Origin of the sequence: Klebsiella planticola ATCC 33531, assembly GCF_000735435.1 — a bacterium.
Taxonomy (GTDB): domain Bacteria; phylum Pseudomonadota; class Gammaproteobacteria; order Enterobacterales; family Enterobacteriaceae; genus Klebsiella; species Klebsiella planticola.
The window spans coordinates 100,705-113,774 of sequence record NZ_JMPP01000033.1; the positions used below are offsets into that span (position 1 = coordinate 100,705).

The 13,070-nt window shown below is 57.2% G+C and carries 11 protein-coding genes; 7 read left to right on the plus strand and 4 right to left on the minus strand.

The features are described from left to right. The first annotated feature begins 56 nt into the window (after window positions 1-56). Together GRPL_RS10625 and GRPL_RS10620 are read left to right on the plus strand one after the other, a co-directional pair. Window positions 57-821, plus strand: a complete 765-nt coding sequence (locus tag GRPL_RS10625) for an amino acid ABC transporter permease (protein WP_032687191.1) — start codon at window positions 57-59, stop codon at window positions 819-821. Further along, complete coding sequence (locus GRPL_RS10620) at window positions 808-1,530, plus strand: amino acid ABC transporter ATP-binding protein (protein WP_032687354.1); 723 nt, start codon at window positions 808-810, stop codon at window positions 1,528-1,530. Before GRPL_RS10625 ends, GRPL_RS10620 begins: the two co-directional genes overlap by 14 nt. Window positions 1,531-1,605: 75 nt before the next feature. On the opposite strand, the gene GRPL_RS10615 is transcribed toward GRPL_RS10620, so the two are convergent. After that, window positions 1,606-2,808, minus strand: a complete 1,203-nt coding sequence (locus tag GRPL_RS10615; RefSeq protein ID WP_032699575.1) for an MFS transporter — start codon at window positions 2,806-2,808, stop codon at window positions 1,606-1,608. A 289-nt stretch (window positions 2,809-3,097) separates the two neighbouring features. Here GRPL_RS10615 and GRPL_RS10610 point away from each other — a divergent pair, with 289 nt between their 5' ends. Beyond that, window positions 3,098-4,255: a M20 aminoacylase family protein gene (locus GRPL_RS10610; protein WP_032687193.1), complete on the plus strand. Its 1,158-nt coding sequence runs from the start codon at window positions 3,098-3,100 to the stop codon at window positions 4,253-4,255. A gap of 63 nt (window positions 4,256-4,318) precedes the next feature. On the opposite strand, the gene fdhF is transcribed toward GRPL_RS10610, so the two are convergent. Further along, the gene (gene fdhF, locus GRPL_RS10605; RefSeq protein WP_032699577.1) at window positions 4,319-6,469 is read right to left on the minus strand and encodes a formate dehydrogenase subunit alpha; all 2,151 of its coding nucleotides are present in this window, start codon (window positions 6,467-6,469) and stop codon (window positions 4,319-4,321) included. A 240-nt stretch (window positions 6,470-6,709) separates the two neighbouring features. Beyond that, on the minus strand, window positions 6,710-7,792 hold the full coding sequence (locus GRPL_RS10600) for a malate/lactate/ureidoglycolate dehydrogenase (protein WP_032699579.1): 1,083 nt from the start codon (window positions 7,790-7,792) through the stop codon (window positions 6,710-6,712). 206 nt (window positions 7,793-7,998) lie between these two features. Here GRPL_RS10600 and GRPL_RS0125755 point away from each other — a divergent pair, with 206 nt between their 5' ends. After that, window positions 7,999-8,124, plus strand: coding sequence for a small membrane protein (locus GRPL_RS0125755; protein ID WP_138223600.1), 126 nt, complete (start codon window positions 7,999-8,001; stop codon window positions 8,122-8,124). 27 nt (window positions 8,125-8,151) lie between these two features. Here the strand turns inward: GRPL_RS0125755 and GRPL_RS10595 are convergent, their stop codons facing one another. Further along, window positions 8,152-9,111 (minus strand): helix-turn-helix domain-containing protein, encoded by a 960-nt coding sequence (locus GRPL_RS10595; RefSeq protein ID WP_032699581.1) that lies wholly within the window; start codon window positions 9,109-9,111, stop codon window positions 8,152-8,154. A gap of 443 nt (window positions 9,112-9,554) precedes the next feature. Here GRPL_RS10595 and nqrC point away from each other — a divergent pair, with 443 nt between their 5' ends. From nqrC to GRPL_RS10580, 3 genes are all read left to right on the plus strand, one after another. After that, on the plus strand, window positions 9,555-10,316 hold the full coding sequence (nqrC, locus tag GRPL_RS10590; protein ID WP_032699583.1) for an NADH:ubiquinone reductase (Na(+)-transporting) subunit C: 762 nt from the start codon (window positions 9,555-9,557) through the stop codon (window positions 10,314-10,316). Between the two features lie 229 nt (window positions 10,317-10,545). Then, window positions 10,546-12,495: an FTR1 family iron permease gene (locus GRPL_RS10585; protein WP_032699584.1), complete on the plus strand. Its 1,950-nt coding sequence runs from the start codon at window positions 10,546-10,548 to the stop codon at window positions 12,493-12,495. Between the two features lie 18 nt (window positions 12,496-12,513). Further along, the gene (locus GRPL_RS10580; protein ID WP_032687199.1) at window positions 12,514-13,041 is read left to right on the plus strand and encodes an iron transporter; all 528 of its coding nucleotides are present in this window, start codon (window positions 12,514-12,516) and stop codon (window positions 13,039-13,041) included. The last annotated feature ends 29 nt before the right edge of the window (window positions 13,042-13,070 follow it).

A 13,070-nucleotide genomic window follows, 5' to 3' on the forward strand; every position in this document is an offset into this window, starting at 1 on the left:
TGGTTTTCATGACGGCTATCGACGCGTGCGATAGCCGTATTTTTTAGGGAAGCACTATGACGGGATTCCGTTGGGAGATCATCGAGGAGTACGGTCCGCTGTTTATGGACGGCGCCTTGATGACCATTAAATGTACCATTATCTGCGTGATCCTCGGTACCCTGTGGGGCCTGACGCTGGGCCTTGGGCGGATGGCGAAAGCGGAACACGGAGCGTGGAAATATGTGCTGCGCTATCTGGTGCAGTTTCCGGTGCGCGTTTACGTCAGCGCGTTTCGCGGCACGCCGCTGTTTGTGCAGATTATGGTGGTGCACTTCGCGCTGGTGCCGCTGTTTATCAACCCGCGTGACGGTCTGCTGGTCAGCCATGGGCTGATGAGCGCCGATTTTGCCCGCGAACTGCGTTCTAACTACGGCGCGTTTCTCTCCTGTATCGTGGCCATTACCCTCAATGCCGGGGCCTATGTTTCGGAAATCTTCCGCGCCGGGATTCAGTCGATTGATAAAGGGCAGATGGAAGCTTCACGCGCGCTGGGGATGCCGTGGTGGAAAACCATGCGCCAGGTGATTCTGCCGCAGGCCTTTCGGCGGATCCTGCCGCCGCTGGGGAACAATGCGATTGCCATCGTCAAAGACTCTTCGCTGGCTTCGGCGATTGGTCTTGCCGATCTGGCCTATGCCGCGCGTACCGTTTCCGGCGCCTATGCCACCTACTGGGAGCCCTACCTGACCATTTCTCTGGTCTACTGGGTCATTACCTTCCTGCTGGCGCAGCTGGTTAACCGTCTGGAAAAGAGGTTTGGCAAAAGTGATTCACATTAATAATCTGCACAAACGTTTCGGCGACAGCCACGTACTGCGGGGCATCAGCTGCGATATTAAACCGCAGGAGGTCGTCTGTATTATCGGGCCGTCGGGTTCCGGAAAAAGCACGTTCCTGCGCTGTATGAATGCGCTGGAAAGCGTCAGCGAAGGCATCGTCGAAGTCAACGGCTTTGCCGCCCACGACCGCAGCACCGATCTGAACAAGATGCGGGAAAGCGTTGGCATGGTTTTTCAGCGCTTTAATCTCTTCCCCCATATGACGGTGCTGGAAAATCTGATCATGGCGCCGATCAACCTGCACGGCGTGAGCCGTTCGCAGGCGGTGCAGCTGGCGGAAGAGCTGCTGGCGAAGGTAGGATTAAGCGATAAACGTGACGCCTGGCCCTCCAGTCTCTCCGGCGGCCAGCAGCAGCGGGTGGCTATCGCCCGCGCGCTGGCGATGAAGCCTTCCATTATGCTGTTTGATGAACCGACTTCTGCGCTGGACCCCGAGCTGGTGGGTGACGTGCTGGAAGTGATGAAAAATCTCGCCAGCGAAGGGATGACGATGGTTATCGTCACGCACGAGATGGGCTTTGCCCGCGAAGTGGCTGACCGGGTTATCTTTATCGACCAGGGCATTATTCAGGAAGAGGGGAAACCAGAGCAGATCTTTACTGCTCCGGTTAATCCGCGCACCGCGGCCTTCTTAAGCAAGGTATTATAATACCGTACGACGGCGCGCCATCAGGGAATATCCCCCGGTGGCGCTTGCCGTTAGCCGCTCAGTTAAGGTTGCATCTCAGGCGGTTTCAGTCTGAGCATCGTCGTCATCGCGGTCCTGGCGTGCATTCGCCAGCAGCGCTTTCTCCGTTTTCCCCAGGCACTGAATCAGCAGGAACAGCACTCCGCAGGCCAGTAGGGTGACCAGCAGGCCATCATAGCCGGATACGCTGATCAGCAGGCTACTGACAACCGGGCCGGCAACGCTGCCCGCCGACCAGAAAAAGCCCAGCAGCGCGTTGATCATAATAAGCTTCTGCCCGCTGAAGGTTTTACCGGCGCGCACCAGCGAGAGCGTATACAGCGCCCCCGCCGCCGCGCCGAGGATCAGACACCCGACGATGAGCTGTACAGGCGACGTCAGCAGGAAAGGGAGCGCCGCCAGGGCGAGGCAAAACACCACCGCGCAGCTCAGGTGTACGCGGCGGATGCCAAATTTATCGGCAACCCAGCCCAGCGGCGCCTGGAAGAAGGCATCGCCGGTTAACACAATGGTCACCAGCAGAACCGCCATCGCCTCGTTCAGCCCTTTATCCATCCCGTAGAGCGGCAGCAGCGCCAGAATGCTGGCGTCAAAGAAGGCGAAGCAGAAGACGCCGGACGCCAGGACCGGTAAAAACGCGCCCAGGCTGCGCCAGCTGGCGCGTTCAGCGAGGCTTTCGCGGCTTCCACCCGGCAGATGGCGTAGCATCAGCAGACACGCCGCGGTCAGGCCGACGACGGCCAGCAGCACCCAGATTTGATAATCGGCGCCGGCAGAGATCAGCAGCGGCCCGGCCAACTGGCAGCCGGTGAATGCCGAGGCGTAAATACCGGTCAGGGTGGCGCGGTTTTTACCCGCCGCGCCGCCGGTTATCCAGCTTTCGCCAAGCACGATGATCACCCCGGAGGCTATCCCGGTCAGAAAGCGCGGCAGCAGCAGCTGCTGCAGATCGACGGTCAGACAGGAGGCGATGGTGGCGAGCGCCAGCAGGATCAGGTTGGCCGTGAGCAAGGTGCCTATCTCAAAACGACGGCACAGCGCGGGCGAGAGGAACGACGAGAGCATCATCCCCGCCGGCGGCAGCGCGGCCAGCAGGCCGACGTAGACGGTGTCTGTCTGCTGCTGGGCAAGTTCAAGGCTGATTAAAGGCACCGTATAACCGGTGATAAATCCCACTAATGACGCGGCCATAATCATCGCCAGCGTGGGGGCAAGGCGATTCTGGTCTGGGTTAAACATTTTATTCCCGATAACGGAAGTCAACAGGTGGATAATCCGGCAAAGTGCCGACGACCCTGAATATTAATTAAACGTATGCGCGCTGTCACCGTTGAAATGACTACTAATATTGATACGCGGGCTCGGGCGCCCGGCAAAACGCGCCGTTCGGGCCCCCGGGGAGTGTTGTCAGCGCGCTGGCGAAAGGATATAACGAAGAGGGCATTCCGCCAGCGACGGGCGCATGCATAAAATGTATCCCGATTTCATACTCGTTCAGCGTTGATGCTGTGCAGGAAAGGAGTAACACATGGCAGTATCGCCTTCATCGATCGCCGAGGCCATCCGCTGGCGTCGTGATTTTCATGCCTGCCCGGAGCTGGGCTATCAGGAACAGAAAACCTCGCGTCGCGTCGCTGAATTATTGACATCCTTTGGTCTGCAGGTGCATTGCGGGCTGGCAGGGACCGGCGTGGTGGCGACCCTGGAGAACGGCCCCGGGCCGGTTATCGGCCTGCGCGCCGATATGGACGCGCTGCCCATTACCGAACGGGGTGACGTCAGCTACAAGTCCCGTAATCCGGGCGTAATGCACGCCTGCGGCCACGATGGCCACACCGCGATGCTGTTGGCCGCCGCCGCGCATCTGACCCAGACCCGCCGCTTTCGCGGGACGGTGCATTTTGTTTTTCAACCGGCCGAGGAGAACCTCGGCGGCGCGCGCAAGATGGTGGAAGAGGGGCTATTTGAACGTTTCCCGATGGACGGTATCTACGCGCTGCACAACTGGCCTGGGCTGCCGCTGGGGCACGTGGCGGTTAACGAGGGGCCGATGATGGCCTCGCTGGACGCGTTTGAAATCACCCTGACCGGCAAAAGCTGCCACGCGGCGATGCCGGAAAGCGGCGCCGATCCGATTGTCGCCGCCGCGCAGCTGATTATGGCCCTGCAGACGATCCCCTCGCGCCGCCTGTCGCCGCAGGAGTCGGCGGTTGTCAGCATTACCCAGATTAACGGCGGCGAAGCGATTAACGTTTTACCGGACAAGGTGGTGCTGCGCGGGACCTTCCGCTGCCTGAGCAACCGGGTGCGTGAACGGGTAAAAGCGCTGATTGCGCACTATGTCAGTACGCAGCCGCAGGTCTCCGACGTGCAGGGGAGCATTGCCTGGTATCCCGGCTATCCGGTGACCAAAAACCATCGCGCGGAGGCGATAAAGGTGCGCGAGGCGGCGGTGGCGGTACTGGGCGAGGCGGCGGTGAGCGGGCAGATCGCGCCGTCGATGGCGTCGGAGGATTTTGCCTGCATGCTGGAGGCCTGCCCTGGCGCCTATTTCTGGATCGGTACCGATGGCGAAACGCCGTCGAAACCGCTGCATAATGCCGGCTATGATTTTAACGACGATCTGATTGAACACGGCGTCACGCTGTGGACGGCGCTGGTGGAAAAACTGCTGCCGGTGGGCTGACGCCGACGGCGGAAGCTGCTGCTATCAACGTGAAGGGGAGAGGCGATGCCTCTCCCCTGGTATTCAGGCGTCCACTGCCGCCTTCAGGCGCGCTTTCATGTCACTGTAGGCCCGCCAGGCAAACTGCTCTGCCCAGAGCTGGTCCTTGATGGCTTCTATCTTCACCGCGCAATATTTGGTTTCCGGCGTTTTCGAGACCGGGTCGAGGTTGTCCTGAGTAAGCTCATTGCAGGCACCGACCCACCACTGGTAGGTCATATAGACGGCGCCGTGGTTGATACGGTCGCTGATATCCGCGCGGGTAATCACTTTGCCGCGACGCGAGCTTACCCACACCAGCTGCCGATCGGCGATCCCCAGCCGGTCGGCGTCGGCGCGGCTTATCTGCACGCGACCGGGCTCATCGGCAAGGGATTGCAACGCCGCGCAGTTGCCGGTCATCGAGCGGCACGAATAGTGGCCGACTTCGCGCACGGTACAGAGCACCAGCGGATAGTCGGCATCCGGGGTCTCCGCCGGCGCACGCCACGGTGCGGCAAACAGTTGACCTTTCCCCGACGGGGTATCAAAGCGGTTTCCTTTATACAGCCATGGCGTGCCGGGGTGTTCGAGCGTCGGACACGGCCACTGCACGTGGTTCATATCGCCCATTTTTTCATAGGTGACGCCGTAGAACAGCGGGCACAGGTCGCGCATTTCGTCCCAGATTTGCTGGTTGTCGTCGTAGTGCATCGGATAGCCCATTTCGCGGGCCAGCAGGCTAATGATCTCCCAGTCGCGTTTTACGTTGCCCGGGGCCGGGATGGCTTTTTCGAAGCGCTGAAAACCGCGATCGGCGCAGGTGAAGACGCCGCCGTGTTCGCCCCAGGAGGTTGCCGGCAGCAGCACGTCGGCTATTTCGGCGGTTTTGGTCATGAAGATATCCTGCACCACCACAAAATCCAGCGCTTCGATGCCCTTACGCACCAGCCCCAGATCGGCTTCGGTCTGCAGCGGGTCTTCCCCCATGATGTAGTAGGCTTTGATCTCCCCGCTCAGCGCTTTATGCGGAACTTCGGTAATACGGGTGCCGACTTTGTCATCCATTATGGCCGGGTCGATTCCCCAGGCCTCGGCAAATTTGGCGCGGACGCTGGGATCGGTCACCTCCTGATAGCCGGGGAACAGATTCGGCAGCACGCCCATGTCGCAGGCCCCCTGGACGTTGTTCTGCCCGCGCACCGGGCCGACGCCGACATGTTCCCGGCCGAGGTTACCGGTCAGCAGAGCCAGGCTGGCCAGGCCTTTCACCACATCGACCGCCTGGCCGAACTGCGTGACGCCCATGCCCCACATGATCGTGGCCGACGGCGCGGCGGCAAACATTCTCACCGCCTGACGTATCTCTTGCGCCGGGACGCCGGTGATCGCTTCCACCGCTTCAGGCGAGTAGGCTTTCACCGCCTCACGGTAGGCGTCCAGCCCTTCAGTAAAGCGTTTGACGTAATCATGGTTATAGAGATCTTCTTCCAGCAGAACGTGGCCGAAGGCGTTGACCAGCGCCATATTGCTGCCGTTATTGAGCTGCAGGTGGCGATCGGCAATGCGGGCGGTTTCAATTCGTCGCGGATCGCAGACGATGATTTTCGCCCCGTTTTCGCGCGCTTTAATCACCCGGCGGGCGACGATAGGGTGGGAGTCGGCGCAGTTGTAGCCAAAGACCAGCAGACATTTTGAGTGTTCAATATCGCTGATGGAGTTGCTCATCGCGCCGTTACCCAGCGCCTCCTGCAGACCCGCCACCGACGGACCGTGACACACGCGGGCGCAGCAGTCGACGTTGTTGGTGTTTAACACCGCCCGGGCGAATTTCTGCATCACATAGTTGGTTTCATTCCCGGTGCCGCGAGACGAACCGGTGGTCATAATCGCGCGCGGGCCGTACTGTTCTTTAATCTCCCGGAGTTTTTTTGCCGTGTAGCGAATCGCCTCGTCCCAGCTGACCGGGGTGAGTTTCCCCCCTTTCTGGTAGCGAATCATCGGCTGCTTCAGGCGCGGGGTGAGCAGCTGAGTATCATTAAGAAAATCCCATCCGTAATACCCTTTGAGGCACAGCTGATTCTGATTGGTTACCCCATCGGCGGCTTCCGCACGGATAATTTTATTGTTATCGACAACCAGCTTGAGTTTGCAACCCGCCCCGCAATAAGGGCAAACGCTTGTGATTTTTTTCATCAGTAACAGACCTGTTAACAGTGAATGAAGATCAATGGTCAGGCCGGGCCAGGCCCGCCATCGTCATGGAATCCTTTCGCCGCGATGCAAGCGGAAGGCAGGAGCGGTATGCAGAAGTTGTGCCAAAATTAATTTATTGATATGTAAGGAGATTAATTCGTGGTGCTGAGGTGTCGTCGTGATGTCGTCACTAATGACGATGACGTAACAGAACGCCCGGGGAGGGCGTTCTCTCAGAGGCTAGCCTATTTTGGGCTGAAACTGCGCCAGTTTCTGCGGCGGGAATCCGGCTTCCAGCGCCGCTTGGCAGATGGCCTGCCAGCTGCCGGCATCCAGTGGAATGCCCTGTGCCAGGCGCGCCTGACGATTGGCCTCTTCCCATTCGCCCGGCACCAGAATCGGCGCGTGCGCCTCGTGAGGCGACTGTTTACACCAGTCGATGAAGGCTTCCGTCTCGCGCTGCATGTCCGGCGCGTCGAAGGCTTGCGGGTCGAGAATAATGGTGGTCATGCAGTTGAAGATGGCGTCGACGCAGGTCTGCAGGCTCTGCTGGTGAGTGGTCTGGCCGCCGGAGACGGCGCCGCCGAGGATTTCGCACAGCGTGGCGAGGGCGTAGCCTTTATGCTGGGCAAAGGTCAGCAGGGCGCCCAGCGGCGAGGTCTGCATGACCGCCGGGTCGGTGGTCGGTTCGCCTCGGGCGTCAATCAACGAACCGGGCGGAACGGCTTCGCCTTTATGCCAGGCGACGCGCGTTTTGCCAAAGGCAATCGCGCTGGTGGCGTAGTCGAGCAGTAGCGGAGGCTGGCCTTCTCGCGGGAAGATAACGCACAGCGGATTGGTGCCAAAGCGGCTGTCTTTGCCGCGAAACGGGGCAACCATCGGGTCGCCTACGACGCTGACGAAGTGAATCGAAATAAAACCTGCCGCCGCGCACTGCTCGGCCCAGTAGCCGATGCGTCCGATGTGATGCGCGTTGCGCAGGGCGATAGCCGCCATACCGTGTTGCCGGGCTTTCTCAATTCCTTTCTGCATCGCTTCATGGGCAACTACCTGACCAAAGCCTGCGTTGCCGTCGAGTGTCACTACCGCGCCGGCGTCCTTCATCACGCTGGCATGGCGGTTAAACTGCAGATGACCCTGAGCATGGGAACGCAGGTAGCTCGGGATCATCCCCACCCCGTGTGAGTCGTGGCCGGCGAGATTAGCGGCCACCAGATGGTCGGCGACAAGGGAGGCTTCGGTGGGAGAACTGCCAAGCTGAATGAAGAGAGTGTTGACGAACTGATGCAGATCCGTCGCCTGAAAACGATATCCGGTTTGCACTGATACGCTCCTGTGACTTATTTGATTGTGTTGTTGTTTTGTTAAGTTTGCCCTTCCATGCTGCGCTCCTGGGCGAAGAAGATCAATACTTTGCGCACCGGAGAGAATTGAGGGGCAGAGAACAGGCTTGAGGCCCGGCGTGCTGTTCGCGGCCCTGAGAATCATTATGATAAAACCAACTAATAAATGATAAAGAGAAGACTAAAATGAACGTCAGTACGCTGCTTTTAATTATCGTCGCGATTTCGCTGCTGGGATTATCGATCTATTGTTTATTGAGTTATATAAAAGAACGCAAAGCGATGCGCTTTAAATCTTTCCGTCATCGCTAATACCCGCCGAGGGCCCGGGCATACGCTTTATTTATAATGGTTGTCGCGCCAGGCTTTCGGCGTGGCGTGGTATTTTTCACGAAAACTCTTGCTGAATGACGGGTGGCTGACAAAACCGCAGCGCCAGGATACCAGCTCAACCCGCAGTCGGGGATCGGATTCCAGCAGTTGCCGGGCCGCCTCCAGGCGTATCTCTTTAATCTCCGCCATCACCGAACTCCCCTGTTGCTGAAAAGCCCGGTCGAGGCTGGATCTTGAGCAGCGCAGCATTCGGCAAAGCAGGTCGGGAGAGAGGTTATGTTTATGATAATTAAGCGCAATAAACGATTTCGCGCTGTTCACCAGATGCGCGAGTTTTCCTGACGAGCGCAGCCCTTTCTCCTGCGCCACATCGGCCAGAACCTGTAACGCGATATGATGTAAGCCATCGACGATTACCGCGGTTTCCTGGGTAGATAAACTTGCCGATTGCGCGTCCAGCAGCAGCATATGCGATTTTAAAAATAGCGCTAAAGGGTGATTATCCAGGGAGATGATCGGGCTGGTCAGTTGACCGCTAAATAGCGTTTTGATTTTCGCACTATGCGGAATGATATACAGCTGTTTGACATCATCACATTGATAATTGTAATAATCATTGCGCTGATGAACGATGAGTTGTCCCGGATTAACCTGGGCGATGGCGGATTTTTTCCTGCCGCCGATCAGCTGATGCCCCTGTACCAGCAGAGAAATATAGGTTGAAGACTCAGCCACCTGATGCGGGTCGAAGATTGTCTCGTTTTTAGAACCCATGGCACTACAATAATCGCCGGAAATAGCAGATATGGTTTTATGGTGGGCAACAATTTCTGCCGGACGGCGGTTATTTACGACCTCAATGCCATAGCAGCTGAGGTTCTGCGATATTCGCTGATAGCGCTCTTCCGGCGCAATATCCGCCGCGCTTAAAACATGTGGAACGTACAGCGTCGAAGGTCTGGACATGCTTGTCTCTTATCCCGGGTTGACGTTGGCAGGTAGTTCTTTTTTATCCTTCTGATTATAAGATTAATCTTCATTAAAGCCAGCGGGCGGACGGTTTTTTACATTGGCCTGGGGGGGAATTGTTCAGTATTGCGTGGGAAACTATCAATACGTAGCGCATCGCGGTGACAGCCTGGCCGCATCAATCAGCGGAAAACTATTTTTATTTGACTTTTTCACGGCACTGAAAATATAAAATAAATTAATTTTAATTATTATTTTTTATTTAAAGTGGGTGTTTTGAGTTGTTATGTTGATATTTTAACAAAATAAATCAATCTCGGTTTGGTTATTTTCTGTCTGCCTGGCGCTCGCGCGACAGCAAAAAAAGAGAGTGGACAGCAGGATGAAAATCATCGCAATCTAAAAAGAGGCATTCATTTCGCAACGGGGAAAATACGCGGATGCGCAAGAGTAAAATAATTGTTTTATCTTTGATGGTTGTTTGTGTTTTATGTTTTGCAATTGTTGCTGTTTATTTTTTATTGCTCAAGGATGACGCTGCGGAGCCCGTCAATGAAGAGACGGAAGCTGCGGTCCTGGACGTCGCCGGATTCGCAAACAGCGGGCATCGCGACGAGCAAAAATTGAGAGCGCTGTTCCAGACACGCATCGTGACTCGCCAGCTGAATCTCGATCGCGGCGAGCTGGTACCTGCCGGGCACACTGGCGCAGAACAACAGCGCTGTGCAGACCTGCCACCGACCCGCGACCCGGCGCAAATCCGGCGTCGCTGTGCGCTGGTGGATATTTACCTGGTCCGTGATACCGACCAGCATATTCAGCAAATTATTCTGCCGGTCTACGGTAAGGGTGCCAAATCAATGATGTATGCGCTGGTTGCTCTCAGCACGGATGGCCGCACGGTAAATGACCTGATCTATTACCAGCAGAATGAGACGCCGCTGCTGGGGGCGAGGGTGGAAGACCCGCAGTGGCGCAGACAGTGGGCAGGGAAAAAAATCCGCGATGACCAGGGGCGGCCCGCGTTGCAGGTCGTTCAGGACAGTGTCGGCCAGCATGACGCCTATACCGTTGACGGCATCAGCGGTGCGACCCTGACCTCAACCGGCGTGGAGAAAAGCATCAATTTCTGGATGGGGGAGCAAGGGTACGGCAATTTTCTCCGCCATCTGCAGGATGATCCCGCGATATTAACCCAATAGCCTTCAGTCGTTTGCATCCCCGCCACGACGCCACTTCCGGCGTCGTTTTTTTATCTTGCGGGCGGGGGGCGTCAAAAACGGACGCGCCCGCAGCCGACACAAAACGTGTTGTTCTTTGCGGTTTTTTACACAAATTGTCACCATTTGACATTTTCATGATCTGGGTCATGTGCACGACAAGGAAAAATGACAATGATAACTATTATCATTATCGTTAATGGAACCCGTCATGTCAGCTCCTCGCTCTTTTCTGCTGCTCACGTTGCTCAGCGTCCTGTTCTGCGCGTGCGCGATGGCGCAAACCCGCTACGCGCCGCTGATCGAGGATATTGAGCACCGGCTGGATAAAACAACCGAGCTCTACCAGCAGCAAAAAAACAACGAGGCGCGTCGGGAAGTGCAGGCCGCCTATTTCGAAGTGTTTGAAAACCTCGAAGGCCCTATCCGCATCAATTTTTCGGCGCGTAAAAGCTACGAAATGGAGAGCACTTTCGGTGACATCCGTCGCATGATTGCAGACGGTAAGCCGCTGCAAGAGGTTCAGGCCCGGGTGGACGGGCTCAAGAAAGCGCTGCGTGACGTTGAGCCTGTGCTGGATGGCGGCCATCGGCTGGTGGCGGAAGAGCAGCATACCGCGTTGACCCGGGGCGATATCGCCTTGCACTGGCAGAACAGCTTCCGCACCATCGACGATCTGCTGGCGCAGGCGGTGAGCGCCTATCAGGCGGGAAATTACCCCCTCGCCAGTCAGCAGGTGCAGCAGGCGCACTATCAGGGATTTAAAAACTCAGAGATGGAAATGTCGGTGCGGCAAAACCGCTCGGCAAAAAACGCGGCGGCCATTAATCAGCAGTTTACCGCCCTGATTGCGCTGACGTCCCAGCCGGATCGTCTGAACGATGTGGCTTATCAGGTGACGACGCTGTTGCAGGAGCTCGAAGACATATTGCCGGGGCTGCCGACGACCCGCGATGACCAGCCGGTGAATGCCCCGACGGCAGACGAAGAGAGCGCCCCGCTCGCCGTAGGCGCGCCGGGCGCTGACTGGGCCAACGTTGCCACGGGGATTAACCAGAGTATCGATGCGGCGCTGGCGCGCTACCAGCGCGGCGAGGCGTCTGATGCCCTTCTGGATATTCAGGACACCTACTTCGATCGTTTTGAAGCCACCGGGATGGAGAACAAAATCGGCTCCCGCGATGCTGCGTTTAAAACCCGCCTTGAGGCCCACTTCACCCGTCTGGTCAGCCTGATGAAGGCCGGACAGCCGCAGGACAAACTGGTGGCTGAAGCCGCTGCGCTACGAGCAGATCTGCATCAGGCGGTGGCGATGCTGGGCGAGGGTGAAGAGACGCAGTGGAGCCTGCTGCTATACAGCCTGATGATTATTGTACGTGAAGGGCTGGAGGCGCTGCTGATTGTGGCGGCCATCGTGGCCTGGCTGGTGAAAAATGACCATCACGACAAGCTGCTGCTGATTCGTCAGTCGGTGGTCGTCGCGCTGGTTGCCAGCGTGGCGACGGCGGTCGTTTTCCAACTGGTGTTTACCCACTCCGGCGCCAGTCGGGAGCTGCTGGAAGGGATTACCATGCTGATCGCCGTGGTGATGCTGTTCTTTATGAGCTACTGGCTGCTGTCGAAGGTTGAATCCCGCCGCTGGAAAGCCTGGCTGGAGGGTAAGCTGACGCATTCGCTCTCTCGCGGCTCGCTGGTGGGGCTATGGCTGACCAGCTTTCTTGCCGTCTATCGGGAAGGCGCCGAAACAGTCCTGTTTTACTACGCCCTGGTTGGCGACGCGCAGAGTGTTTCCGGGCATCTGGCCATCGGCGCCGGGTTTGTTATTGGCTGCGTGCTGCTGCTGGCCGCATGGCTCATCATGCGCTACTCGGTGGTGCGCCTGCCGCTCAAACCTTTCTTTATCTTCACCGGCGGCTTTATGTACCTGATGGCATTTGTTTTTGCCGGTAAAGGGGTCCTTGAACTGATAGAAGGCAAACTGTTTCAGCCTACGCTGGTTGGCGGCGTGCCTGAAATCAGCTGGCTGGGCATTTATCCCTATCTGGAAACCCTGACGCCACAGGTGATTTTACTGATTGCTGCCCTGGTTGCCCTGTGGATTACGCTCCGCCGCAATCACCTACCCACAGCACAGATAAAAAATAATATTTCAACATTATAAGACGCGAGGATTTGTCAAATGACCATCAAAAAGAGCCTGATTATCGGCGCCACCGTGGCCGCTATTTTTACCGCGCCCGCGGCGCTGGCCTTTAAAGAGTATCCGGCAGGTGAACCGGTCACCATGAATGAGATGGAGATCGCCGCCGTCTATCTTCAGCCGATTGATATGGAACCGCGCGGAATGGGTCTGCCGGCAGCGAAATCAGATATCCATCTGGAGGCCGATATTCATGCGGTTGAAGGGGGAAAGAATGGTTTTGGCGCCGGTGAATGGATTCCCTATTTGACCATTGCCTATACCCTGGTCAATAGCGATACCGGTGAAAAGCAGGAGGGGACTTTTATGCCGATGGTCGCAAGCGACGGTCCGCACTATGGCGCCAATATTAAAATGATGGGCGTCGGCAATTATAAAGTGACGTACCACATTGAACCGCCATCAAAAGCCGGGATGCACCGTCATACCGACAGCGAAACCGGGGTGGGCCGCTGGTGGAAACCGTTCGATGTCAGCTATGAATTCAAATACGTCGGCCTGAACTAAACGTTCGTCGCGCAGGATGGCCAGCATGC

Coding starts and splice junctions, on each gene's coding strand:
- GRPL_RS10625 (WP_032687191.1), top strand. CDS start 57: ATGACGGGATTCCGTTGGGAGATCATCGAGGAGTACGGTCCGCTGTTT.
- GRPL_RS10615 (WP_032699575.1), bottom strand. CDS start 2,808: ATGTTTAACCCAGACCAGAATCGCCTTGCCCCCACGCTGGCGATGATT.
- GRPL_RS10610 (WP_032687193.1), top strand. CDS start 3,098: ATGGCAGTATCGCCTTCATCGATCGCCGAGGCCATCCGCTGGCGTCGT.
- fdhF (WP_032699577.1), bottom strand. CDS start 6,469: ATGAAAAAAATCACAAGCGTTTGCCCTTATTGCGGGGCGGGTTGCAAA.
- GRPL_RS0125755 (WP_138223600.1), top strand. CDS start 7,999: ATGAACGTCAGTACGCTGCTTTTAATTATCGTCGCGATTTCGCTGCTG.
- GRPL_RS10595 (WP_032699581.1), bottom strand. CDS start 9,111: ATGTCCAGACCTTCGACGCTGTACGTTCCACATGTTTTAAGCGCGGCG.
- nqrC (WP_032699583.1), top strand. CDS start 9,555: ATGCGCAAGAGTAAAATAATTGTTTTATCTTTGATGGTTGTTTGTGTT.
- GRPL_RS10585 (WP_032699584.1), top strand. CDS start 10,546: ATGTCAGCTCCTCGCTCTTTTCTGCTGCTCACGTTGCTCAGCGTCCTG.
- GRPL_RS10580 (WP_032687199.1), top strand. CDS start 12,514: ATGACCATCAAAAAGAGCCTGATTATCGGCGCCACCGTGGCCGCTATT.